At 65.9% G+C, this 22774-nt stretch carries 23 protein-coding genes, 1 pseudogene and 1 riboswitch; of the genes and pseudogenes, 12 read left to right on the forward strand and 12 right to left on the reverse strand.

Features of this window, described 5'->3' with window-relative positions:
- Positions 1-33: 33 nt before the first annotated feature.
- Positions 34-837: a thioesterase family protein gene (locus tag VUN84_10305; GenBank protein XAS62731.1), complete on the reverse strand. Its 804-nt coding sequence runs from the start codon at positions 835-837 to the stop codon at positions 34-36.
- Between the two features lie 137 nt (positions 838-974).
- On the reverse strand, positions 975-1259 hold the full coding sequence (locus VUN84_10310; GenBank protein XAS62732.1) for a DUF427 domain-containing protein: 285 nt from the start codon (positions 1257-1259) through the stop codon (positions 975-977).
- A gap of 201 nt (positions 1260-1460) precedes the next feature.
- Here VUN84_10310 and VUN84_10315 point away from each other — a divergent pair, with 201 nt between their 5' ends.
- Positions 1461-2165, forward strand: a complete 705-nt coding sequence (locus tag VUN84_10315; GenBank protein XAS65821.1) for an endonuclease/exonuclease/phosphatase family protein — start codon at positions 1461-1463, stop codon at positions 2163-2165.
- Between the two features lie 116 nt (positions 2166-2281).
- Positions 2282-2620, forward strand: coding sequence for a YnfA family protein (locus VUN84_10320; GenBank protein ID XAS62733.1), 339 nt, complete (start codon positions 2282-2284; stop codon positions 2618-2620).
- A gap of 89 nt (positions 2621-2709) precedes the next feature.
- Here VUN84_10320 and VUN84_10325 read toward each other — a convergent pair whose 3' ends face one another.
- The gene (locus VUN84_10325) at positions 2710-3141 is read right to left on the reverse strand and encodes a hypothetical protein (protein ID XAS62734.1); all 432 of its coding nucleotides are present in this window, start codon (positions 3139-3141) and stop codon (positions 2710-2712) included.
- A 148-nt stretch (positions 3142-3289) separates the two neighbouring features.
- Here VUN84_10325 and VUN84_10330 point away from each other — a divergent pair, with 148 nt between their 5' ends.
- Positions 3290-4747 (forward strand): DUF5129 domain-containing protein, encoded by a 1458-nt coding sequence (locus VUN84_10330; GenBank protein XAS62735.1) that lies wholly within the window; start codon positions 3290-3292, stop codon positions 4745-4747.
- Between the two features lie 72 nt (positions 4748-4819).
- Here the strand turns inward: VUN84_10330 and VUN84_10335 are convergent, their stop codons facing one another.
- Positions 4820-5827: a serine hydrolase gene (locus tag VUN84_10335; GenBank protein ID XAS62736.1), complete on the reverse strand. Its 1008-nt coding sequence runs from the start codon at positions 5825-5827 to the stop codon at positions 4820-4822.
- Positions 5828-6114: 287 nt separating this feature from the next.
- Here VUN84_10335 and VUN84_10340 point away from each other — a divergent pair, with 287 nt between their 5' ends.
- On the forward strand, positions 6115-6702 hold the full coding sequence (locus VUN84_10340) for a dihydrofolate reductase family protein (protein ID XAS62737.1): 588 nt from the start codon (positions 6115-6117) through the stop codon (positions 6700-6702).
- Positions 6703-6762: 60 nt separating this feature from the next.
- Here the strand turns inward: VUN84_10340 and VUN84_10345 are convergent, their stop codons facing one another.
- Entirely contained in the window at positions 6763-7536 is a 774-nt protein-coding gene (locus VUN84_10345; GenBank protein XAS62738.1) for a hypothetical protein, read from the reverse strand.
- Positions 7537-7540: 4 nt separating this feature from the next.
- A riboswitch (cyclic di-AMP (ydaO/yuaA leader) is annotated at positions 7541-7743 on the reverse strand.
- A 166-nt stretch (positions 7744-7909) separates the two neighbouring features.
- Between VUN84_10345 and VUN84_10350 the strand changes: the two genes are divergently transcribed.
- The gene (locus VUN84_10350) at positions 7910-8179 is read left to right on the forward strand and encodes a hypothetical protein (protein ID XAS62739.1); all 270 of its coding nucleotides are present in this window, start codon (positions 7910-7912) and stop codon (positions 8177-8179) included.
- 24 nt (positions 8180-8203) lie between these two features.
- Here VUN84_10350 and VUN84_10355 read toward each other — a convergent pair whose 3' ends face one another.
- The 4 genes and pseudogenes from VUN84_10355 to VUN84_10370 form a co-directional block, all read right to left on the reverse strand.
- Positions 8204-8845, reverse strand: coding sequence for a DNA alkylation repair protein (locus VUN84_10355; GenBank protein ID XAS62740.1), 642 nt, complete (start codon positions 8843-8845; stop codon positions 8204-8206).
- A 52-nt stretch (positions 8846-8897) separates the two neighbouring features.
- Positions 8898-9356, reverse strand: a complete 459-nt coding sequence (locus VUN84_10360) for a universal stress protein (GenBank protein ID XAS62741.1) — start codon at positions 9354-9356, stop codon at positions 8898-8900.
- A gap of 128 nt (positions 9357-9484) precedes the next feature.
- Complete coding sequence (locus VUN84_10365) at positions 9485-9997, reverse strand: DUF664 domain-containing protein (protein XAS62742.1); 513 nt, start codon at positions 9995-9997, stop codon at positions 9485-9487.
- Between the two features lie 33 nt (positions 9998-10030).
- Positions 10031-10772 (reverse strand): annotated as a pseudogene (locus VUN84_10370) (gamma-glutamyltransferase).
- A 212-nt stretch (positions 10773-10984) separates the two neighbouring features.
- On the opposite strand from VUN84_10370, the gene VUN84_10375 reads away from it, so the two are divergent.
- Positions 10985-13138, forward strand: a complete 2154-nt coding sequence (locus tag VUN84_10375) for a transglycosylase domain-containing protein (GenBank protein XAS62743.1) — start codon at positions 10985-10987, stop codon at positions 13136-13138.
- Between the two features lie 47 nt (positions 13139-13185).
- On the opposite strand, the gene VUN84_10380 is transcribed toward VUN84_10375, so the two are convergent.
- Entirely contained in the window at positions 13186-13527 is a 342-nt protein-coding gene (locus VUN84_10380) for a hypothetical protein (GenBank protein ID XAS62744.1), read from the reverse strand.
- Positions 13528-13666: 139 nt separating this feature from the next.
- Between VUN84_10380 and VUN84_10385 the strand changes: the two genes are divergently transcribed.
- The 5 genes from VUN84_10385 to VUN84_10405 all read left to right on the forward strand — a co-directional run bounded on the left by VUN84_10385 (position 13667) and on the right by VUN84_10405 (position 18582).
- Positions 13667-14662 carry an isoprenylcysteine carboxylmethyltransferase family protein gene (locus VUN84_10385; protein XAS62745.1) on the forward strand — a complete coding sequence of 332 codons (996 nt, stop codon included), beginning with the start codon at positions 13667-13669 and terminating at the stop codon, positions 14660-14662.
- Positions 14652-15161 (forward strand): DUF2975 domain-containing protein, encoded by a 510-nt coding sequence (locus VUN84_10390; protein XAS62746.1) that lies wholly within the window; start codon positions 14652-14654, stop codon positions 15159-15161. Before VUN84_10385 ends, VUN84_10390 begins: the two co-directional genes overlap by 11 nt.
- Positions 15162-15172: 11 nt before the next feature.
- The gene (locus tag VUN84_10395; GenBank protein XAS62747.1) at positions 15173-15703 is read left to right on the forward strand and encodes a DUF2231 domain-containing protein; all 531 of its coding nucleotides are present in this window, start codon (positions 15173-15175) and stop codon (positions 15701-15703) included.
- A gap of 297 nt (positions 15704-16000) precedes the next feature.
- On the forward strand, positions 16001-16909 hold the full coding sequence (locus VUN84_10400; protein ID XAS62748.1) for an SDR family oxidoreductase: 909 nt from the start codon (positions 16001-16003) through the stop codon (positions 16907-16909).
- Between the two features lie 173 nt (positions 16910-17082).
- A complete protein-coding gene (locus tag VUN84_10405) occupies positions 17083-18582 on the forward strand; it encodes a DUF222 domain-containing protein (GenBank protein XAS65822.1) in 1500 nt (499 codons plus the stop codon).
- Between the two features lie 57 nt (positions 18583-18639).
- Here the strand turns inward: VUN84_10405 and VUN84_10410 are convergent, their stop codons facing one another.
- Both VUN84_10410 and VUN84_10415 read right to left on the reverse strand, forming a co-directional pair.
- Positions 18640-19494 (reverse strand): 3-hydroxyacyl-CoA dehydrogenase, encoded by an 855-nt coding sequence (locus VUN84_10410; GenBank protein ID XAS62749.1) that lies wholly within the window; start codon positions 19492-19494, stop codon positions 18640-18642.
- A 26-nt stretch (positions 19495-19520) separates the two neighbouring features.
- Positions 19521-20153: a TetR/AcrR family transcriptional regulator gene (locus VUN84_10415; protein XAS62750.1), complete on the reverse strand. Its 633-nt coding sequence runs from the start codon at positions 20151-20153 to the stop codon at positions 19521-19523.
- Positions 20154-20222: 69 nt separating this feature from the next.
- Here VUN84_10415 and VUN84_10420 point away from each other — a divergent pair, with 69 nt between their 5' ends.
- Entirely contained in the window at positions 20223-22628 is a 2406-nt protein-coding gene (locus VUN84_10420) for an alpha/beta fold hydrolase (protein ID XAS62751.1), read from the forward strand.
- Positions 22629-22774 lie beyond the last annotated feature (146 nt).

The following is a 22774-nucleotide window of genomic DNA, read 5'->3' on the forward strand; positions in this document are numbered from 1 at the left end:
CGCGTCTGCCGGACCGGCCGGCCTGCGGAAGTCCTAGGACTTCCGCAGGGTCAGGATCTGCTCGGCGCGGCCAAAGGGACCCTGAAGGTCATGGAGCACCGTGGAGGTCAGGCCGATGCCGTCCGTGCCGAACGTGACCTCGTTGTCCAGTCCCAGCCACTCACCTTCAGGCCGCCGGTACATATGGATCTGCAGGTCCAGGTTGGGGAAGGCGTAGCTGCCCTTGCCCGGGGGAACGCGGGCAGCAATCCCGTTGGCAGTATCCACCAGGCCGATCAGCCGGGCGAGGTCGCTGCTGTCCTTTTTGTCGGTGAGCGGGTGTTGGGTGCGGAGCCAGACGGTACCTGATCCGGCCCGGTGCCCGTCGGCAATCCGCATCTGCAGCGATGCGATGTAGCCGCCCGGCCAGACGGTGGCGGCATCGTACGGTGCGCAGTCCTCCGGCGCGGGGATCCTGGCATCTTCGAAGGCCGCGATCGCCGAGGTGTCGGACGTGATCATCCGCCAGGCAGTGGCGCGGATCGCGGTACGGCCGCCGGCGGTCAGCTCGGCCTGCAGCAGTTCAATGGTCCGGCCTGGCCGAAGCGTGGTGGTCACCACCTCGAACTCACCGCCGGGAATCAGGCCAAGGATTTCATAGCTCAGCCGGGCCATCCGCATGTCCTCGCGCGGCTCGTGCCGGTCCAGGCAATCGGCCATGATGCCGGAGGCGGGAGCCATGTGCTGTTCGTGCACATTCCAGGCCCCCTGGGCGTGGATGGTGGAGCGGTACCGCCCGCCACCCAGGGCCTCGTAGTAGAAATCGCCCTCGGCAAGCACCGGTAGTTCAACAGACAAGGTGGAACCTTTCGTGTGGCTGGTAATCCCAGAACACACTATCGCCTGTCTGCCGGTGCCGTGGCGCGCGCAGAGCGCCGGGCGCTGGAGGTCTCAATGTACCAGCGCGCGTGTCACTAACCTCCCGGTCAGGACATCTAGGCTTCTACGCGCACACCCCGCCAGAAGGCCACATGGTCTTTGACCTGCCGGGCGCCGGGCTTCGGGTCCCCGTAGTACCACGCGGCATCCTGGTTCTTCTGGCCGTCGACCACCAGGCTGTAATAGCTGGCCGTGCCTTTCCAGGGGCAAACGGTGCTGTAGTTGCTGTCTTCCAGGTATTCGGACTTCACGGCGGTCAGCGGGAAGTAGTGGTTTCCCTCCACCATGACCGTGTTGTCACTCTCTGCGATGACCGCGTCGTTCCAGATCGCCTTTGCCATGATGGGGTCTCCTGCTCGTAGCCGTGAACTGCTCTGACCGGGACGTTCCACTGTCCGCCCGACACTCGCTCAACGACCGGCGCTACGGATTGATTCCGTCCGCACGCAGGATCGTTCCACCGAAAATCTGCCCCGGTCCGCTGGACTGGGTAGACTCGAAAGGAGATTTCCGGAACTATCCACCGAAGAGGTGCTCCCCTGATTCGAGTCATCAGCTACAACCTGCGTAAGCACCATGCGATCGGTGAGCTGGTTGATCTGGCCCGCACTTTTGAGATCGATGCCCTGTGCCTCCAGGAATGCGATACCAACGACCTCCCGGACACCATCGGTGACCTGCACTTGGCGGACTCCACCAAGGGCAACCGGCTGGGCCTGGCAATTTATTACCGCAGGGACCGGTTCAAGGCCTACGAAACCAAAGCTTTTGCCCTCAAGAAGTCGCTGCATGACCGCGTCCTGTCGCCCGCCCACGAACGGCTCATCGGCACCCGGATGGTCGACAACGAAACGGACCACGACCTCGTCCTCGCCTCTTTCCACGCGGCTCCCCTCACGGCGTCGAACTCGCTGCGCCGGAACCAGATCCACGCGGCGCACGCGGAATTGCTCAGCATGGGCGGCGGCCTCATGTCGCTGATGGTGGGGGACTTTAATTACCCGTTCTTCACGAAGTACCTCACAGAGGAAATGAAGGGCGCCGGCTACGACCTGACCCTCAGCGACCGCCGCACTTATACGCGCTACAAGGTCTTTAAGGGCCACTTTGATTTCGCCACTTCACAGGGCCTTAACATCGAAAGCGTGGAAACACTCCCCCACGGGGCCTCCGACCATCTCCCCATCCTCATCTCGGCGGAGTACGGCCAGGACGCCCCCGACAGTGCCGCGTCACCAGCGGCATAGTCCGGGATTACCGACCCGGACCGACGCAGCGCGGGCTGTCCTCGCGCCGGGGCATCCGCCCGGGAAAGCCACGGCATGAACCTCTGGGTCCGACGCCTGACCGGTCCGGCCACCCCATGAACATCGCAAAGTCGGTATTGCTTTTTCTCCTGGCCGCCGCGGCCGAAATCGGCGGTGCCTGGCTGGTGTGGCAGGCGATCCGCGAGGGCCGCGAGTGGTGGTGGGCCGGTCTGGGCGTCGTCGCGCTGGGGATCTACGGGTTCATTGCAACCCTGCAGCCCGACGCCAACTTCGGGCGGATTCTCGCAGCCTACGGCGGAGTCTTCGTTGCGGGGTCCCTGGCCTGGGGCATGGTCTTTGACGGATTCCGCCCGGACCGCTGGGACGTGGTTGGCTCCATCATTTGCCTTGTTGGCGTTTCCATCATCATGTTCGCCCCCCGCACTGCCGGCTAAAGCGCACTGCCGGCTAAAGCGCACTGCCGGCTAAAGGGGGGACGGGCCGGGGTGCAGCCGATCTCCGGCATCGGCGGGGTCGCCTGACGTCAGGAAGGCGCCCCCGCCGAACGTTTGACGGCACCCTTCCGGTCCAGGATGAGTGCGCCGGCGATGCCCAGCATCCAGACATCCTTGGCCAGGACCGTGCCTTGCTGGCTGGGCCGGATTCCGTCCGCCAAGGTCATTCCCGGTGTCTTCAAATATATGGTGAACAGCGACCCCGAGAAGACCGCGAGCCCTGCCCCGGCGAGGCGGCTGGGGACGAACGGCGCAAGAAGAGCGGCCCCCAGGGACAGTTCGGCATAGCTGAGCATCTTTCCAAACAGCTCCGGTTTCATGCGGCTGGCTGATGGATAAACCCTTGCCGCCATGGCTTGCAAACCGGCAGCACCCTCTGCGTCCAGGCGGCGCTTGTTCAGACCTGAATTCACAATGAACGCCCCGGTGGTCAAGCGCAGGGGGAGGTGACTGAGTCTCATGGGGAACCCTTTCAAGTGTTGGTTCTTCGATACAAAAAGCCTAAGTTCACCGGAGGGCCGCCGCCAGAGCGCCGGGCACCCGTTTAGTTCAGACGGCCGGGCCGCCGCTAAGATCGACGCCGCCGCTGGCAGGCACTACGCTCGGCAAATGGGAATCGTGCGGAAAATCATGGGCGTCCTCGCTCTCGTTCTGATCGGGCTGACAAGTGCGGGCCCGGCTGCGTTGGCCGTCACACCGGTCGACGTCGTCGTGGCGGACCAGGCGGGGGTGCTGGACCAGAACACCCTGCTGCCGGCGGTGCGGGCGATTGATTTCTACCAGCCCACCAAGGTGGCCATCTATACCTACAACGGATCCTCGTCGGAGAACTTGAACGAGGAAGTCCTGCGGTTCGCCCGGGCCGAGCACCCGGAGTGGATCAGCGACGACGGGCAGAAGTGGGCGAACGGGCTATTCATCTTCGCCCTGGACCCGGTGGGCCGGCATGTTGGGACGTACATGGGCGAGGACCGCAAAGTCTCGCTGGACCAGCGGGACGACATTCAGAACGCCTCCAAGGACCTCTTTCGCGATGCCCAGTGGACAGACGGCACCATCGCCGGGATCACCCGCGGCGCGGAACTGATTAACCAGCCGTGGTACCGCTCCACTGCCTTCCTCGTCACCGCCTGGACCACCGTGGCGGCCGCCGTCGCCGGCGCGGGGACGTGGCTGATTGTGCGGTGGCGGACCAGGGTCGGCAGCCGGAAGGAACTGGCCCGCGGCGACGCCAGCTATGCCAACGTCAGCATGGACCTGCAGGTCACCGAACTTAACGCTGAAACCATTCCGGAAGCGTCCCGCTACGGGAGCACCGTTCTGGAAAAGCACAGGACCTTCCTCGCAAAGTACAACTCGGCCACCGGCCTCTCGAACCAGGTCCACGCCATGTCGTCCCGGGACCTGGGCAAACGCCCCAACTTGAAGCTGATCCGCAGCTATGCCGATGCCGCCGCTGAACTGGATGCCCTCGACGACGTCATTGCGGACACCAACGCCCTGCTCAACCGCGGGTCCGCATGGGCGCCGGCCTGGGACCGGCAACTGGCCCCTTTCCGCGCGGATCTGGCGGCGATCGAACAGATGCTCAGTAAGCGCCACGCCCAATCCGACTCTGCAACCGCGGCAGCACTGCGTTCCTTCCGGGATGAAAGCCACCGCGAGCTCGAACGGTGGACCTCGGAACTCGCGGCGGGCATCATCACTCCGGAGACAGCCCTCGACCGGCTGCGCGATGCCCGCACCCACCTGTCCGAGCTGCTCAAAAACCACGCCGACACCGTCATTGCAGCTTTTGCCAAGAACGAGAAGGAGGCCAGCCTCATGCGCAACGACATGGAGAGCGCACAGGCCGGCAGCAAGGCCAAATACGGGCGCACCTACGAGCCCAGCATTCTGGGCACCGTATACCCCGCCTACTACTTCTTCTCGGTGCCCACTTTCAACTCCGGTTTCACCACCGGTGTGAGCAGTGTCGGCAGTGCCCGCGGCGGCGGCGGCAGCACCACCGGCTACGGGGGAAGCGGCGGCAGCTTCTCCGGTTCGGGAAGTTCGTCGAGCTTCTAGCACGCCTCCCCAGCGGTCGACGGCGGACCCGCCGCCAGGGAGCCACGGCGGGTCCTGCAGGAGGATGGTCCGTCAGAAGAGGCCGGCGGTGACCGTGGTGGTGAGCTGGTGGATAACCCGCGTCCGGGCCGCCATGTCTGATAAGTCCCTGCCCTGGGTGTACACCACGAAGACGTAGGCCTTGTCCCCCTTCACGAGAATGCCCGCGTCGTGCAGGTATCCGTTCAGCAGCCCGTATTTGTGAAAGACGGTGACCCCGGGGGGCACGGCGGCCGGAATCAGGGTTTCGACGTTGGTTTTCTGCATGTAGGACAGCAGCTGCCGGGTGTTCTCTGCGTTGAGCAGCCTGCCGCTGTAGAGCTCCGTCAGAGTTTTCGCCATCTCCGCGGGCGTGAGGCTGTTGACCGACCGGTCGTAGGGGATGTCCAGGCCGGCGGCATAGTTCGTCAGGGCGCGGGCACCAATCGCGGCCATGATCAAGGCCCACGAATCATTGTTGCTTTGCTGGACCATTTGCCGGATCTGCTGTCCGGAGGTGGAAGCCCCCATCCGCGCCCCCAGAGAGGCTTTGCCGGTTTCCACCAGGTGGTAATACGACGCCGCGGCCAGGATTTTAGCGGTGCTGGCAGCAACGAACTTGTTCTTCGCCCCATACTCGTGGACCGCTCCGTCCGCCACATCCACGAGGGCCACGCCCACCCGATAGGCCCTGTTGGATTGGATGACGTCGTTGATCTCCTCATCCAGCGCCGGACCAATCGCGGGCGGGGGAGGAACGACGGCGGCGGCGGACGGCGCCGGGGCCGGGGCCGGGGGCGGGGGCGATGGCACGGTCGGGGCGCCGGCGGCAGTCGCTGACGTTGCGGCGGGAGCCGGCGGTTCGGCGAAGACGGGCTCCCGGGCCTGGATGGTGGCGTAGATGGTGGCGGCCGAGATCAAGGCGAGGACGGCCACCAGCACCACCAGGAGGTGCGGGCGGAACCGGTCAGGAGCTCCGGGCAGGCGCCGGCCGGCCCGTCGGGCTGACGTGGACGTGTGCCGGCCACTGCTGAAGTGCCGGCCGGGACCCCATGACTGCATAGGTACTCATCCCCGGAACAGGGTCGGGTGTGAGCCGGTGACTCCTGCCACGGGCGGGCTCGCAGGCATGCTCTACCTCCGAAAACGTGGGTCCGTGGATGGGTTTAAACTTCCCCACATCTTTCTCCCAACCGTGCCTCAATGCAAGCCCGGACCTTGTAGAAACCTTGGACCCGTCCATCAGTGCTGAAAGCCGCACCATGCTTTCCCTGCCCCGGCAGGGGTTCCCGGAGTACGCTGAAACTCCCCGTCCGCCGAGAGTCCGCAGCGCCGCAAAGGAGAACGCAATGCGCAAGGTGGTATTTATGATGCAGGTATCCCTCGATGGCTTCATCGAGGGTCCGGAGCGGGACCTGGGCTGGCATCGGGTGGATGATGAGCTGCACCGGCACTTCAACAGCGAGCTCCGGACCATGGGCGCTTTCCTGGACGGGCGTGTCATGTATCAGCTGATGGCCGATTTCTGGCCGACGGCGGACCAGGACCCGCTGAGCACTCCCCCGGTGGTCGAGTTCGCACAGATCTGGCGGGACATGCCCAAGATCGTCTACTCCAGGACCCTGGACAAAGCCGACTGGAACGCCCGGGTGGTGCGCGACGTCGTCGTGGATGAGGTGATGGAGCTCAAGGAGCAACCCGGCGGTGACCTCGCGTTAAGCGGTTCGGACCTCGCGGCGACTTTCCGTCACTTGGGCCTGATTGATGAGTACCGGGTCTACGTACATCCGGTTCTCGTGGGACGGGGCAAGCCGCTGTTCCAGGCCGCCGATGACACTACCTCGCTGCAGCTGCTGGACACCCGCGCCTTCGGCAACGGCGTGGTGCTGCTGCGCTACGGCGTCAACCCCGGCGCCGGGGACGCAGAAGGCCGGTGATCAGCTGCCCCCAAGGCAACCGATCAACCGGCCCGCTGTACGCAGAGCTACAAGGTGGTGCTAGCCGGCGCGGACGAACGTTACGGGGCCGGTTGCGGTCAGCCAGGACAGCGGGTGGGCCATGGTGGCGTTGACGCCGTTCATGCCGCCGCTGATGGCCTGGCCGTTGCCGGCGTAGATGGCAACGTGGCCGGACTGGACAATGATGTCGCCGGGCTGAGGGGCGCCGACGACCGTGCCGTAGTTCAGGAAAGCCCGCGGTCCGATGTCACCGACCGGGATGCCGGCAGCGTTCAGGGCCTTCTCCACCATGGCGGTGCAGTCCTGGGTGATGCCGATCTGGCCGTAGGCGACGGCCAGCAGCGTGGCGTTGACGCCGCCTGCTGCCGCGGCCGGAGCCGGAGCCGCGGCCGGGGCCGGGGCGGGGGCAGCCTGAACCTTGACGGTGGCCTTGGCTGCGGCGGGTGCCGCGGCCGGGGCCACTGCCGCGGCACGGATCGGCGCCGCTGCTGCGACAGCGGCCTTCGGAGCGGCCACCGGCTGGGGCGCCTCGACGGGCTTGGGTGCCTCAACGACCGGAGCCGGGGTGGTCACTACGGCCGGACGCTCGAAGGTGATCTGTACGGCGGAGTCGGCCATAACCGGCGCGGACACGGCGCCCTGAACGTCGACGGACGACGCCGGTGCGGAGTCGCGCTGGGCGGGAGCCTCGGCTGCATTTGCGGCCAGGGCACCGCTGAGCACCATTCCTGATGTGGCGACGAGAACTGCGGCCTGGCGGCCGATGGTGCCGGCGGAAACGCGTTTGGGCGCACGGGTATTGCTAAAAGTCATTGAAGGAGCCTCTCCCAATGCCTGCGAGGTGAGCTGTCGGATTCGGATGGGAGTCACCCGGCCGCACGCGGGCCCGATCGTTACGGGCTGTGCGGCTTCACCCCAAGACCCCTGAAAAACAGCGGGTCAAAATGTGGTTTCCCCGTCTCTGCCGGACGTTGCTGCGAGTTGTCCCCGGGCCGCGGCAGAGTTAGGCAATCGGCTGGGGAGAGCCCGTCTCGGAAACAACAGGCACCCATCAACGGTAACGGAACGATCACAGCCTGTCACATCGAGGTGACGGCGGGGACGGTGCGTCCGGCAGCGTGGCTCCCGTTTCAGCCCGGGGCGTAAGGTGATGCCATCACCGTATCCTCGACGCGGGAGGCCCACTATGAACACCATCAACGTCCCACGGCACCGTGTGGCGATTTGCCAGCTCAGCACGCAGCCAGCTGAGGATTTCAACGTCAACACCGAGCTGCTGGTCCTGGATGACGGGGAGGTCCACGTCTCCACCTGGGACGCGGAACCACGCGATGGGGGCTTCGACGTCCACGTGCTGAATGACCGCGTGGACGCCCTCGGATTCATGGTGGTCACCGATTGGGAGTTCCTGGACGAAAAGGCCTACGCGGTGGTGGAGCGCCGCCCGGCAGGCTAAAAAACCCCGGGGCGGAGTTGACGCCTAGAAATTCAGCTCCGGCCGGTGCTTGGCCATCTCTGCGAGCACCAGGGTGACCGCCCCCGCGGCATCCGCATCCCCGTCCCGTCGTTCCGGTGGCTCCATCAGCACCGAGCGGGCGTGTCGGACGAACCGGGACCAGTCTCCCGCACCGGCGCGCAACCCAGGCAACGGAGACAGCACGGCCGCGCGGCGAAGCCAGGCATCGGGGTCCCGCACCCAGCGGTCCAGGACGCTGTCGGCACGGACCCTCCCCGGGACGTCGAGTCCGCCGACCAGCGGCCCGACGACGTCGAGCGCCAGCGGATCCACCAGCGCGCCCAGCCGGGCGGTGCGCACGAAGCCCTCGATCCGGGTCAGGTCAGTATTGGTCAGCATGCGGACCTTTGACTGCAGGAGCACGACGGCGGCGAGGCGGCGTTCGAAGACGGGCACCTCCCACAACTCAGAGCTCAACGCGGTGATTTCATCGTGCGTCAGGTCCTGATGCCGGCGCAGGGTGTCGCGGACCGTCCCACGCACAGCTCCGACGGACGAGCCGTAGTATCGGTGACCGCTGCCGAACCGTCCTTCCGCTTCCTCAGCACGGCTCCACGATGACTCGCGTTGAAGCGCTATGTCAATGAAATCGCCGGCTTCGCTCATGCGGCCATTCTTCCGCACCCCGGATCCGGTTCCGGTGCACCGGCGGCCGCCCTCAGGAAGTCCTGGGCCGGACCACCAGGACAGGGCACGGTGCATGATTGATGATTTGCGTTGCCACCGACCCCACATGCAGGCCGGAAAAGCCGCCGTGCCCCCGGGAGCCAACCACCACCAGATCAGCATCCTGGGCGGCTTCCAGGAGGGCAGAGGCCGCCGAATCATTCTGGACGACCAGGCCGGTGGCGGACACCCCCGCCTTCTCAACGAATGTCAGGGCAGCAGCCTGCATGGTCTCCGCTGCTCGTTGGGGGGAATCTTGCGTTACGACCTCGCCCGCGGCCGTTTCCAGCAGCGCCGGGTACCAGGAGAGCGGGGACTTCGCCCAGGCTGTGAGAAGACGGATTTCGCCGTTCCGCTGTGTGGCTTCGTCAACGGCCCACCTGAGGGCGTTGTGGGAATTCTCGGAACCGTCAAACCCGACAACAATCACGAACGAACCTGTACTGGTCATGTCTCTTCCGTTCCCTTGCCTCTCGTGAGCAGCGTGGACTCTTCAGTGTCTGCGGGCGCGAAAGTCAGTGTCAAGGTGCGCACGACCCGATTTTCACCGCTCCCACCGGGCGGCGCAGCCGACGCCTTCTAGAGGGTGCGGGCCGGATCCAAGCCCTTCGCGTACGCTGCCTGCCCCGCGTGCTGGAGGCAGTCGGCGATTGTGCTGACCAGCCGCACTGCGAGGGTGACGGGCGGGTTCCAGCGCGTATCGATGACACGATCCATGTCCTCGTCGCCAAGGGATTGAAGGAACGCCACGCTCTGGCGGTGCACGGCGTCGTAGTATTCCAGCAGGAGCTCCGCCGGGACCTTGACGGCGTCCACCTTCTCGGACGAATGGCCGTAGCCGGTGTCGCCCTCGGGCAGGGGCAGATCGAACCGGCCGACGAACCCCTGCGCGGTCCACACCTGTTCAAGGCCGGAGGCGCCGGCGAGCTGTGCGTCCTCGACCCGGCTGAGATGCCAGACCAGCCACGCCACGGAGTTGCCGTTGCCGGCGGGCCGGCGGAGCAGGGCGTCCCCGTCCACCCCGTCGAGGGTGGCGGCCACTGCTTCGCGGATCCGGCCGAAGGCGTCCAACAGCAGTTCCTTGGATTTCATCGTGTCCCCTCATCGTGCGTCGTCGCTGAATCCTCATGCTTGCACGGAGAGCGCACCGCCGGATAGGGCACTTCCCGACGACGGGCAGAGGACCATCGCGGATCCGCCCCCGCGCCGCACAGGCCCGGCGGCCGCCACCATGGCGCCCTCGGGCCTGAACTCGGTGGCCGTCGCGGCGCCGCGATGGCCCCAGAGACGGTCATGCCGAGGTCCACGCGGTTCAGGATCGTTTGCAGGACGGTGGTGATGATCGTCGAACCGCCGGGGAAACCGGGCGCGAGGAACGGCGTGCCTTCCTCGAGGATGATGGTCGGCGCCATGGACGAGCGCGGGCGCTTGCCCGGTTCGATCCGGTTCGGGTCTGCCTCCTCGTACACGGCGGAGAAATCTGTGAGCTCGTTGTAGAGCAGGAAACCGCAGCCGGGGACCACTATGCCGGATCCGCCGGTCTGTTCGATCGTCAGCGTGTACTCGACAACGTTTCCCCACTTATCCGCGACGGTCAGGTTGGTCGTCGAAATGTTCTCGGTATCCAGCTCACTGGCGGCCACGGCCACGGCGCGGCCGCCGGGCACACGCCGTCGTACGCTGACAGCTCCCCCGGGGCGACGGGCTCCACGGCGGCCTGCCGCGGATCGATCCGGCAGGCGCGCTCCTTGCCGAACAGCGGATCGGTGAACGCGGCGGTGGGGACGTCGCCGAACGCCGGATCGCCCACGTACTTACCGCGGTCCGCGAAGGCGAGCGCGCTCGCCTCAAGGTATTGGTGCAAGGCACCGGCCGCTGCCTGCTCCGCGGGGTTGGCCTGGGACGCCGCAGGTGACCAGCGCGTGAAGCGGTACGGCTGGCCCGTGGCGGAATCAACGAACGCATCGCGCGGCATGCCCGGCGGTGACTCGTACAAACCTCCGTGTGGCTGGCGGGCCGATTCAGCCGGGCCGATTCACTTGGGTAGTGCGCGGGCCGTGCCCCCGCTACAGTCAGCACATGGCACGGACTGGCTCCCAGTTTGCCGCTGGCCTCTGGCGGATCTTCGGATACTTCGTCGTGAGCGCGATGTGCGGTGTGCTTGCCGCCAGCCTGCTGGTGCCCGCCGTCGCGAGTGTCGGTATCGCTGCGAGGCAATCGATCATCTTTTTCAACAATTTGCCGTCGGAATTGACGGTGGATACGCCATCGCAGTCCACCAAAGTCCTCACCGCGGACGGAAAGACGATCGCCACCTTCTATGCGGAGAACCGGGTACGCGTCGGTTTAGACCAAATATCGCCGTTCATGAAGGACGCTATTGTCGCCATCGAGGACCGGCGCTTCTATGAGCACGGCGGTGTTGACGGACAAGGCATTTTGCGGGCGTTGGCCTCCAACCTGACCATGGGCGGCCGGCAAGGCGCCTCCACCCTCACCCAGCAGTACGTTACCAACGTCCTCAACGAGTCTTTAATATCGGCGGACAAGGGAGATCGGATTGTCCTGAACGGGCAAAAGTCCATCGGCGACAAAGTTCGTGAAATGCGGCTCGCGATTGAATTGGAGAAGAAATACACCAAGGACCAGATCCTGGCGGGTTACCTGAACATTGTGTTCTTCAGCCGGGATGCCTACGGCATCGAAGCGGCATCGCGCCATTTCTTCAGCACCGGCGCCAAAGATCTGACCCTGCCGCAGGCCGCCCTCCTCGCCGGCCTGGTGAAGAGCCCCAGCTTCTACAATCCCGAGGTTTACCCCGACAACGCCATGCAGCGGCGCAACCAGGTCCTCGACGCCATGCTCACCCTCGGCAGGATTTCCCAGGCCGACTACGACGCCGCCGTCGCCACCGGGGTGGAACTGCACATCACTGAGGGGAAGCAGGGCTGCGCAGGCGCGGAGATGGCGCCGTACTTCTGTGACTACGTCTCGCACCTCATCCTCAACAACCCTGCCTATGGCGTCGACCTCCCCGCTCGCGTGAAGAAGCTGTACCGCGGCGGGCTGACCATCACCACCACGCTGGACAGCCGGCTGCAGGCGGCGGCCCAGCAACAGGTCGATGCCACGGCCGGGGCAAACCCGGATAAGTGGGGCGCTTCGCTGGTCTCAATCGGACCAGGAACGGGGAAGATCCTGGCCATGGCCCAGAACACCGTGTTCCTGCCCGAGCCGGGCAAGTTCGATACCCAGCTGAACTTCAACGTCGATTCCAGGGACACCGAGGGCAACGACCTCAATGGCGCCGGCGGGTTCCAGCCCGGGTCCACGATGAAGCCTTTTACCTTCGCGGAATGGCTCAAGGAGGGTAAGTCGATGGCGGCGGAGGTGGATGCCTCCCGGCGGACATATCCGCTCGACTTCAAGTGGAAATCCAGCTGCGGGAAGGTTCTCGGCGCCTACAACACGAAGGAGCGGAACCGCGGCGCGGCGGATGACCTGCAGAACAACGACGCCGGGTATTACCGTTCCATGCGCGTCGACTACGGACTGTACAACTCGATCAACACGGCCACGTTCGCGGAGGCCGTCCAGCTGGACTTCTGCGGGATCCAGAAGACAGTGGACGCGGTGGGGATCCACAGCGGCCTGGATAACGCGCAAGTGAATATGCATCAGCTGGGGAACCTGCTCGGGGCGATTGGCGTTGCGCCTCTGGTGCTGGCCAACGCCTTTGCAACGTTCGCCAATGACGGTAGGTATTGCGCGCCGGTGGCCATTACGGAGGTGAGCGATGCGGCAGGAAAGAAATTCCCGGCCGAGACGGTGTCCTGCCACGACGCCATCAAGCCCACCGTTGCCCGCGGGGTGAACTCCGTCCTGCAGGACGTTCTCAAGAAGGGCTCCGGCGTTTATATCAAGCCCAAAGTTCAGGGCAATTTCCCTGTCGCAGCCAAGACCGGAACGTCGAACACCAATGGCGCCACCTGGGTGGTGGGGTACACCTCCGGGGTCTCCACGGCCTCGTTCTTTGGGGACGCTTTGGAGGGTCAAAAGCGTCCCGGCCAGAACGTCACCGTCAACGGCAAGTTTTACAAAGCCATCGACGGTTACATGCTCGCCGGGCCTCAATGGGCAAACTACATGCTCGAGGTTGCCGGGCTTTATCCCACCAATGAATTTCCGCCGCCGCCCGAGTCCATGACCAAGAAGCCGGATCGCGGTGATTGACGGCCCGGCTTCTCGGGAGAGAGGAACTACGGATATATTCCGTCCGGTTAGGCGGCTGTTCTGCCCGAGTCCGGGAGGTTCCCAATCAGGGTGATGATCAAGGCCACATAAATGATGGCGAACACCACCCACAGGATGAACAAACCGATCCCCACCCAGCCGAGCACTTTCCCCTCCTGTGCGGGCACCCCGAAAGTCTCGGCCTTCTTGGCCTGGGCGATGGCCAGCGGCCCAAAGAGGATGCCCAGGCTAAAGATCGACAGCAGGCCGAACACTGTGGCCAGCCGTGCGTGCCGCATGCCCTCCATGAACCAGCCGAGCTGCCCCCTCGTGACTGGCTGCAGATCCTGATCTTGGAAGGCGTCCGGCTCGTACGGGCTGCTCGACATGGGTCCCCCTGTTTTAGGTGATGTTTGTGGTGGTTGCCGTCACAGCCTACGGCGGCCAAGGCACCGAACCGCGCTTTTCGAGCGTGTGTGCCTGCGGGCTAGGATGAAGCCAGCTTCGAGGCGGGGGTAGGGAATGCTTATGGCACACGAACCGCTGCTGTCCGCAGCACCCGGGTGGCGTCGTTGGGGTCGGGCTTATTACGCCTTACAGGCCGTCGGGGGATTTTTATGGTGGGTGGCGGTTTTCGTATCGCCGGAGACGCGCGCAGCGACCCTCGGCACTCTCGACCCGGCCACGGTGGCCGTCTTTGACATTCCCCTGTTCGTCCTGGCATCAGCCGCGGCAGCCTCTGGCGTCAGGGCGGCCGCGGTAGCGACCACCGGATGGACCGGCGGGGTCGCCGTCGCGCTCGCCGTCTACGCCACCTTCACTGCCGAGGCGGGCTGGGGTGTCCTGAGTATGGCCGCGGCCACGGCAGGATCGCTGATCGCGCTGTGCCTGGTCCTGCTGGGGCGGGTGCCGACCGGGTGGCTCATTCGCGGTCCGTTCGCCTTCCGCCCCGCCGGCAACCGCCGGACTGCCGCGACCAACGTGGCTTCGACCTTGGGGCAGATTGTCCTGTTCTGGGGGTTCTTCCTGGTGGTCCTGCCCGCCGTCATAGCGGTCCTGGAACAGCGCTGGGCGGTGGAGCTTCCCTTTCCATCATGGGCGGGCCCCACCGGGGGCGCGGTTCTGGTACTCGCCAGCGCTCTCGGCATCTGGTCGGCAGTTGTGATGTCAACGCTGGGAGCTGGCACTCCCCTGCCGTCGGCAATGCCCAACCACCTGGTCATCGCAGGTCCGTATCACTGGATCCGCAATCCGATGGCGGTCGCAGGCATCGCCCAGGGCGCCGCCGTTGGCCTTATCCTGCAGTCGTGGCTGGTCGTTGCCTATGCGGTGGCAGGTTCGCTGGTGTGGAACTACGCCGTCAGGCCGCTGGAGGAAACCGACCTTGAGCATCGGTTCGGCGCGGAATTCGAGCACTACCGCGGCACGGTGCGCTGCTGGCTGCCGGGGCTGCCGGCGTCCCGGCGGACCACCCGGACAATGTCCGGCAACTGTGCGGTGGCAGGCGAACGCGTTGAGCCGTAGAACCTCGTTGCTGATCACGGCCGCACTTGTCGCGTTGCTGCTCGCCGGCGCCCTCACGCAGGTGTGGGTTCTTCCCGCCGCGGTTGAGCGCGTGGTTGCCGTCTTTCCGGAAGTCAAACCGCTGGCGCTGCCCGCAATCGTCTGGGGAATCCTGGCGATCGCGTGCTGGCAGGCACCCGCCGGCATCGGCGTGTGGCTTGTCCTCCGTGCCCGCCACCACGGATTCGATACGTTGTCCTACGACTGGCTCCGGGTGGCCCTTGGTTGCCTGCTCGCTTTTATTGCATTGGTCGTGTCCGCAGTTGCTGCGTTGAGTGGCTTGGGGTACGCGACCCCGGGTGTGATGTTTGGCCTCATCGCTGGAGGGCTTGTGGCGCTGATCGCGGCCGGCGGCCTTGTTCTCGTCCTTGGGGACCGGCCCGCAGTCCTGCGGAGGCCGCACCACGAACCGGGAGCCCGGCGCCTATGCAGCCGCACTGCGTCGGCGTACCGTAAATGAACGTGAGCAACATGCCTCTTCCGCAGCGATGTGCGCAGATCGTAGCCGGGAGTTCCTTCGCGGACCGGGTGGCCGCCGCCCAGGAACTTGTGTATGGGCCGATCCTCGGCTGGGCCGGGCGCAGCCCGTTCCACACCGCTGTCCTTGGCCACTCCGTGCATCCGGTCCTCACCGACCTAACGCTCGGATGCTGGATCAGCGCGACCATCCTGGATGTGGCGGGAGGATCCCAGGCGCGCCGCAGTGCCGCACTCCTGGTCGGAGCCGGGCTGGCGGCGGCCGGGCCAACGGCGCTCGCAGGCGCCAGTGACTGGGCCGGAATGACGGGCGCCGAGCGCCGGATCGGCGCCGTTCACGCGCTGGGAACCGATGCCGCCGTGTTTCTTTTCCTCGGCTCCCTGATTGCACGCCGACGGGGCAGACATTCCCTGGGCACGGGGCTGGGCCTCGCTGGAAACGCCGTCGCGGCAGGGGCGGGCTTCCTGGGCGGGCATTTGGCACTTAACCGCGGAACCGCCAGGAGAGCCGTTTCTCCTGGTTAGCTCCCCGGCTTAGCTCCCCGGCGATCATGGTGCCATGCCCAGCAATCTGGCCACGCTTAGTCTCGATTCTGTCCAGCCACAGGTGCTGGCTGACTTCTGGTGCGCCGTCCTCGGTTAGCGTGGTGTCGAAGCTCTCCCGTTCCGTCCAGGATGTGGAAGGGCACGAGAACGCCGGCGCTCAACGGAGGCCGCCGTCACGGTCACCTACTCACCTACTCACCTGCTCCCCTGCTCCCCGGCTCACCGCCTTCCCCTCCGGCTCTTGCTCAATGTGGCTGCGGCGCGTATGAGAGAAGGATGACTGCGCACGATGGCGTCCTCCGCGGGCGTGTGGCTGTGGTGACCGGCTCCAGCCGGGGCCTGGGGTTCGCCATGGCCCGGCTGCTGGGGCACGCGGGAGCGACGGTGGTGGTGGCGTCCAGGTCCGACGACGACGTCGCGGCCGCCGTCGAACGGCTGCGCGCGGACGGGATCACGGCGTCCGGACGGCGGTGTGACACCGGTGAGCTGGCCGACGTCGAAGTTCTGCGCGACGAGGCCCTGCGCCTTGGGACGCTCGACATCTGGGTCAACAACGCCGGAACCTCCGGTGTTTTCGGGCCTACGGCGTCAACACCGGTGGACGACTTCACCCGGGTGGTCCGCACGAACATTCTCGGCACGTTCCATGGGTCCAGGGTTGCGCTGCCGGTGTTCCTCGATCAAGGCCATGGCGATCTCGTCAACGTTTACGGCCAGGGCGATCAGGGTCCGGTCGCGTTGCAAAATGCGTATGCGTCGAGCAAGCGGTGGGTCCGCCAGTTCACGGAGACGCTGCGGCTGGAAACCCGGAGCACCGGTGTCCGGGTGCATGGCATGAACCCGGGCCTGGTGACGACCGACATGCTGGGGCACATCACGTCCCAGCCCGGATACGAGCACGGACTGGGCGCACTGCAGGTTGTCGTTGGACTGTGGGGGCAGGGCCCTGATGCTGCCGCGCGCCCCTTGCTGGACCTCGTCACTTCCGACACCGCTGCATTCCGGTACCTGACCAAGAGGACCATGGTGACGCGGGGGGTCCGCAACGTGCTGGCCGGACGCCTCCGCCGCGCCAACCGCATGCCTCTGGACGTCACGGTCCTGGCAGATCACAGCCCGGAAGATCACAGCATAAAAGATCACGGCCCGGGAGATCGCGGCATAAAAGATCACCACGTGGAGTGACTGCGCTTCCCCTTCGTTACCCCGCAGTGCAGCCCAGGCGGCAGCAGGCTGTTCGTCTTATTGTCGGTGCCTGCCCCTAGTCTTTTGGTATGACAAGCAGAGCAGCTTTGAGTGCGGAGAGCAGGGAGTCTTTGGCAGCGCTGGCCGAGGCCGCGGCTGCGTTTGCTGTCTCCATGGCCGCCGCACCGGAGCAGGGCAATCCGCTTGGTCCCGATCCTTCGGGTAGCACCGATCCGTTGTTTGATGTGGCCGATGCGTGCCTGGACGCCCTGACGGACGTGGCCCGGTTTGAGGCCCGGGCCGCGGCGTTGAAGGTCCTGCTGACCGCTGAGTTCGTGCAGGCGGCCGGGGCCTTGGTACTCCCGGCGCGGTCCGCTCAGGAGGGCAGCGCGCAGGCGATGGCCGTTATTGCCGAGGTCGCGTGCGCCCTGACGGTCAGTGAAGGGACCGCCGCAGCCCTGGTCTCCGAATCCCGCGCGTTAACGACGGCGCTGCCGCGGACCCTGGCCGCGCTGCAGGCCGGCACGATCTCCTGGCAGCACGCCCGGATCGTTGTGGACGAAACCGCGCACTTGGACGCGGCCGGTGCCGCCGGGCTGGAGGAGCATTTCCTGGACCCCGAGGCCGCGAAACCGGCCCGCGGCTGCCCGGCCGGGGAGCTTGTCCCGGGACGGTTCCGGGCGAAAGTGCGCGCCTGGCGGGAACGCCACCACCCGGTCAGCATCGAAAAACGCCACGCCAAAAGCGCAGAAGACCGGCGGGTCGAGTTCGTCCCGGACCGGGACGGCATGGCCTGGCTCTCCACCTACCTGCCGGCAGCAACGGCCGCGGGGATCTGGGACCGGACCACCACCGCCGCCCGGGCCCTTCAAGGACCCTCCGAGGCCCGCACCCTGACCCAGCTCCGCGCCGACGTCGCCGCGGCGTGGCTGCTGACCAGCGGGACAAATCGAACGGATGCCACAGGTGGAACGGGTGGAACGGGTGGGACGGGTGGGACGGGTGCCGGGGATGTTCCGTCGCCCCGGGCGCAGGTTCTGATCACCGTCCCCGTCCTGTCCCTGCTGGGCGCCGCCGAAGAGCCCGCCACCTTGGACGGCTACGGTCCCATCCCGCCCTCCATGGCCCGCCGCCTGATCGCAGAAGGAGCCGGGTCCTTCCACCGGGTCCTGATCGATCCCCGCGACGGTGCACCGTTGGAGATCGGCCGGAGCAGTTACCGGCTCACCGGAGCCCAGCGGCGCTGGCTTCGGCTCCGGGACGGCAAGTGCCCCTTTCCAGGGTGTAACAATGCTTCCCTGGATAACGAAGCAGACCACCTGCTGGCCTGGGCCGACGGCGGCACCACCGGGATCACGAACCTGGGCCAGCCCTGCCGCAAACACCACCGCCTCAAACACACCTCAGCCTGGACACCCACCGGGGCCAGCAAAAACCACCCGCCAGGATGGACCTCACCAATGGGACGGCGGTACCCCAGCGAATCCCAGGACTGGGAACCACCACCCTGGCCCGGGCCCGTCCTGACCCAGGACCTGATATTCGACGTCGAACCTCCCCCGGACCAAGAACCTGAGTTCGATCCGGATCTACCTCCTGACGACGCCACCGGCCAAGATTTCGATCTTGACCTGCCCGAAGACCCTTTCCCGGACTTGTTTTCGGCTGCGTAGACGCGCCGCTCAGTTCCCGGCCCCTCCCGCCCGTTGGCGGGGACTGAGCGGGCGGGCTCAGTATTTGTAAAAGCCCTCGCCCGTGGTGACGCCAAGCTTGCCCTGGTCGATGTAGTTGTCCTTCAGGTACGCGGCGAACGCTTGGGACCCGGCGTCCCGGGAGGATGCGGCGATGTTGTAGGCGGTACCGAGCCCTACGACGTCGTAAATCTGGAACGGTCCGCTCGGCGCCCCCGTGGCGATGCGCCACGTCTTGTCGATCGTCTCCGGGCTGGCAATGCCCTGCAGCAGCAGGCCGGCGGCCGCGTTCAGGAGCGGGACCAGGAGTGAGTTCAGCACGTAGCCGGCTTTCTCCTTTTTGATCTCGATGGGCTCCAGTCCGCTGTTCCGGGCGAACTCGACGACGGCGTCGAACACCGCCGGATCGGTGTCGGCGGTGCCCATAACTTCGGCAATGTTCTGCGCCCAGATGTTGTTGGCGTAGTGGATGGCGAGGAAGCGATCGGGCCGGCCGGTGGAGTCCTTCAGGTCGCTGGGCAGCAGGGTTGAGGAGTTCGTGGCGAAGATGGTCTTGGCGGGGGCCAGGTCCGCGAGCTTGCGGTACGTGTCCTGCTTGAGCGCCAGCAGTTCGGGCACGGCTTCGATCACGAGGTCGGCGTCGGCGACGGCGGCGCCCAGGTCCGCGGTGAGGTGCAGGTTGGCAAGGGCTGCTTCCGTCGTGCCTTCGTCGGCGCCGGCAACTTGAGTCCGGTAGATACCGGCAAGCTGGGCAAAACGGGCCCTGGCCTTGTCCAGGGCTGCGTCGTCAATGTCATAGGCGGTGACGGCAAAACCGTGGAACGCTGCCTGGTAGGCGATTTGGGATCCAAGCACTCCGGTTCCGAGCACAGTCAGCGTTTTGATGTCGGTCATCTGCGTATTTCCTTTCGACGCGGGCGCTAGGGGCGGCCGGGGTTGACGGACCCGTAAATACTTCGGATCCAAATGGTTGATAACACGTCCAATGCGCGGGATTCCGCGATGGCGGGACTTTCCTGGTTCAGGACCGCGGTGATCACCCGCTCATTCATCAGGTTCAGGCTCACTGCGAGGTCGTGCGGGTCGATGCCGGCGGGGGCGGCACCCCGGGCCTGTTCGGCCCGGATGACGTCGGTGGAGAAGTCGGCCCAGGATTGCATGGATTTGGACCAAAGCGCCCGCACCTCATCGTTGCGGGCGCGTGCTGCGATAGCCGCGGTGGCGACGCCGCGGTGGGCCACGAACACGTCGACGAACATGCCGATGGACCGTGTCCAGGCGCCGGCAGGGTCACTGCCGAAGTCGCGCGGCAGATCACCCACCCCGTGTTCCACCTCGGTGATCACCCGGTCCAGAAGCGCCAGCAGCACCTCGTCCTTGGAGGCGAAATAGAAGTAGAAGGTGGGGCGGGAGATGCCGGCGCCCCGGGCCAGGTCCTCGATGGATATGTCGTCAAAGCCACGCTCGCCTAGCAGCGCCTCGGCCGTGACAAGGATGGCGTCCTGGCGCTCGTCCCCTGAGACCCGTGCTGTGCGTCTACCTCGTTGAGCCATGCGCCCATCCTAGCGCGCACTTTCAACGCGGTGTTGACTCCGTCAACTCCATGTCGATAACTTGGCTACATGAGCGAACACGTAGATGTGTTAATTGTCGGCGCAGGGCTGAGCGGGATTGGTTTCGCCAGCCGGCTTAAACGCGACCTGCCCGAAAAGAGCTTCGCGATTCTTGAATCCCGCGGCGCGGTGGGAGGCACCTGGGATCTGTTCCGGTACCCGGGCATCCGCTCGGATAGCGACATGTACACCCTCGGCTACTCGTTCCGGCCCTGGGCCGGCGCCAAGGCCATCGCCGACGGCGACTCAATCCGCGATTACATCGAGGCAACGGTTGCGGACGAAGGCCTGGAAGCCCGAATCCGGCTCAATCACCGGGTGATATCAGCCGAATGGTCCAGCGGCACCGCCCTGTGGACGGTCACGGCCCTCCGCACGTCCGGCGGCGAATACCGGCAGGACGATCCGGCGTCGACCGCCGAGACGGTCACCTTCACCTGCTCCTTCCTGTCCGTCTGCTCCGGTTATTACCGCTACGACGAAGGCTTCACCCCGGTCATCGAAGGTGCTGACAGCTTCGCGGGAACCATCGTGCACCCGCAGCACTGGCCCGCCGATCTGGACTACGAGGGCAAGCAGGTGGTGATCATCGGCAGCGGAGCCACTGCAGTGACGCTGGTGCCGTCAATGGCGAAGACCGCTGCCAAGGTCACCATGCTGCAGCGCTCCCCCACCTACATCGCGCCCGTGCCGTCCCGGGACCACCTCGCCGACCGGCTCCGCGGCAAACTGCCCGCGCAACTGGCGTACGACGTCGTACGGGCCAAGAACATCCTCTTCTCCATGTTCACGTACCAGCTCAGCCGACGCCGGCCCGAGACGATGAAGGCAATCCTCCGTAAATCGGCCATCGCCAAGCTTCCGGCGGGCTTTGCGGTCGATACACACCTGACGCCCTCGTACGAGCCGTGGGACCAGCGGCTGTGCGCGATCCCCAACGGGGACCTTTACCGCGCCATCAGTGCGGGCACCGCCGACATCGTGACCGACGGCATCTCGCGGATCACCCCGGGTGGGATTGACCTTCTCTCGGGCGAATCCATTCCGGCCGACGTGATCGTCACGGCGACAGGGCTGAATCTGCTGGTGATTGGCGGAATGACGCTGACAGTCGACGGCGAACCCGTGGACGTAGGCAAGACCCTGACCTACAAGGGCATGATGTTGGAGGGCGTTCCCAATTTTGCGCTCACCATCGGCTACACCAACGCGTCCTGGACCCTGAAGGCGGATCTGGTGGCGGGATACATCTGCCGGGTGCTGAAGTACCTGGACCGCAGGAACCTGCAATGGCTGGCACCCAAGGCACCCGCCGGTGTCGAGGACGCCGGGCTGACGTCGCTGATCGATCTAAAAGCCGGCTACATCCTGCGCGACGCCGACCGCCTGCCCCGGCAGGGCGCAGGCTCGCCGTGGCGGCTGCACCAGAACTATGTGCGTGACTTCGCCCTGCTCAGGGCCGGCAGGCTGACCGACCACGTCCGGTTCGGACGGCGGGGCCAGCGCGTGCAGGCATCCGGGCAACGTGCGACGGCGGCCTTGGATCCACTCGATCTCCCCGGCACCGGATTCATCAACGCCGCGGGCACTCGCCTGCGCTACCGGAAGACCGGCTCAGGGGACCCTGTGCTGCTTCTGCACGGCATCGGACAGAGCCTTGAGGACTGGAACGAACAGCACGACCGGCTCTCAGCACAGCACACGGTCTACAGCGTGGACCTTCCCGGGTTTGCGTACTCCGGCCGGGTCCCCGGGCCGGCCACATTGACGAAACTCGCGGACGCCCTGCCTGCGTTCCTCGACGCGGTGGGAGTGCAGGGGCCGCTCCCGGTGATGGGCAACTCGCTGGGCGGCGCGGTGGCCATGAAGCTCGCGGCCCGCCATCCCGGCCGCGTGTCCGCCCTGGTGCTGGCGAACAGCGCCGGCTTCGGCAAGGAGGTGGCCCTGGTGCTGCGCCTGATCGCGGTCCGGCCGCTAGCGGCAGTGCTGATGCGCCCCGGGGCGTCAGCTTCGCGCCGCACCGTCCAGTCGATCTTCTACACCAAGGAGCTGGTGACCGAAGCCCGGGTGGACCAGGCACTCGCGCTCTCGCTTCGGGCTGCGCACCGTCAGACGGTCGTCGACATCGCCCACGATCTGGGCACCATCTCCGGCATCAGGGCGGAATGGCGGACGGAACTCATGGAGGCCCTCGCGGCGCTGGACGTTCCAACCCTCGTGGTGTGGGGCGACCACGACCACGTCCTCCCGTTCGGCCACCTGGCGGCGGCGACCGCGGCGCTGCCGGGCGCCGAGTCGCATGTTTTCCCGAGAACGGGACACATGCCGCAGATCGAACGGCCCGACGATTTCGCCGACGTCGTGGAGGACTTCCTCTCGCGCCGCGTCGCGGGCCGCGAGGCGGCCCGAGTCTGAGGCGGGCCGCGTCTGAGGCGGGCCGTCGAGAGGATCAAAAACGCCTTCAAGAGGTATTGCGCCGGCGCAGACGAGGGCGCATCTCTGCTGGAGAAGTGCGCCCCCGCCCGGAGGGTCAAGGCGTCGGACTGCCGGCGTCAGAGGTA

It is taken from the genome of Micrococcaceae bacterium Sec5.8 (assembly GCA_039636775.1).
In the GTDB taxonomy this organism is placed as follows: Bacteria; Actinomycetota; Actinomycetes; order Actinomycetales; family Micrococcaceae; genus Arthrobacter.

What these genes read in the sequence shown, in the direction of transcription:
- VUN84_10410 (XAS62749.1), bottom strand. Translation starts at nt 19,494, where the DNA reads ATGACCGACATCAAAACGCTGACTGTGCTCGGAACCGGAGTGCTTGGA.
- VUN84_10405 (XAS65822.1), top strand. Translation starts at nt 17,083, where the DNA reads ATGGCCGCCGCACCGGAGCAGGGCAATCCGCTTGGTCCCGATCCTTCG.
- VUN84_10395 (XAS62747.1), top strand. Translation starts at nt 15,173, where the DNA reads ATGCCTCTTCCGCAGCGATGTGCGCAGATCGTAGCCGGGAGTTCCTTC.
- VUN84_10400 (XAS62748.1), top strand. Translation starts at nt 16,001, where the DNA reads ATGACTGCGCACGATGGCGTCCTCCGCGGGCGTGTGGCTGTGGTGACC.
- VUN84_10355 (XAS62740.1), bottom strand. Translation starts at nt 8,845, where the DNA reads ATGAGCGAAGCCGGCGATTTCATTGACATAGCGCTTCAACGCGAGTCA.
- VUN84_10340 (XAS62737.1), top strand. Translation starts at nt 6,115, where the DNA reads ATGCGCAAGGTGGTATTTATGATGCAGGTATCCCTCGATGGCTTCATC.
- VUN84_10360 (XAS62741.1), bottom strand. Translation starts at nt 9,356, where the DNA reads ATGACCAGTACAGGTTCGTTCGTGATTGTTGTCGGGTTTGACGGTTCC.
- VUN84_10365 (XAS62742.1), bottom strand. Translation starts at nt 9,997, where the DNA reads ATGAAATCCAAGGAACTGCTGTTGGACGCCTTCGGCCGGATCCGCGAA.
- VUN84_10350 (XAS62739.1), top strand. Translation starts at nt 7,910, where the DNA reads ATGAACACCATCAACGTCCCACGGCACCGTGTGGCGATTTGCCAGCTC.
- VUN84_10415 (XAS62750.1), bottom strand. Translation starts at nt 20,153, where the DNA reads ATGGCTCAACGAGGTAGACGCACAGCACGGGTCTCAGGGGACGAGCGC.
- VUN84_10320 (XAS62733.1), top strand. Translation starts at nt 2,282, where the DNA reads ATGAACATCGCAAAGTCGGTATTGCTTTTTCTCCTGGCCGCCGCGGCC.
- VUN84_10380 (XAS62744.1), bottom strand. Translation starts at nt 13,527, where the DNA reads ATGTCGAGCAGCCCGTACGAGCCGGACGCCTTCCAAGATCAGGATCTG.
- VUN84_10375 (XAS62743.1), top strand. Translation starts at nt 10,985, where the DNA reads ATGGCACGGACTGGCTCCCAGTTTGCCGCTGGCCTCTGGCGGATCTTC.
- VUN84_10385 (XAS62745.1), top strand. Translation starts at nt 13,667, where the DNA reads ATGGCACACGAACCGCTGCTGTCCGCAGCACCCGGGTGGCGTCGTTGG.
- VUN84_10310 (XAS62732.1), bottom strand. Translation starts at nt 1,259, where the DNA reads ATGGCAAAGGCGATCTGGAACGACGCGGTCATCGCAGAGAGTGACAAC.
- VUN84_10345 (XAS62738.1), bottom strand. Translation starts at nt 7,536, where the DNA reads ATGACTTTTAGCAATACCCGTGCGCCCAAACGCGTTTCCGCCGGCACC.
- VUN84_10325 (XAS62734.1), bottom strand. Translation starts at nt 3,141, where the DNA reads ATGAGACTCAGTCACCTCCCCCTGCGCTTGACCACCGGGGCGTTCATT.
- VUN84_10335 (XAS62736.1), bottom strand. Translation starts at nt 5,827, where the DNA reads ATGCAGTCATGGGGTCCCGGCCGGCACTTCAGCAGTGGCCGGCACACG.
- VUN84_10330 (XAS62735.1), top strand. Translation starts at nt 3,290, where the DNA reads ATGGGAATCGTGCGGAAAATCATGGGCGTCCTCGCTCTCGTTCTGATC.
- VUN84_10420 (XAS62751.1), top strand. Translation starts at nt 20,223, where the DNA reads ATGAGCGAACACGTAGATGTGTTAATTGTCGGCGCAGGGCTGAGCGGG.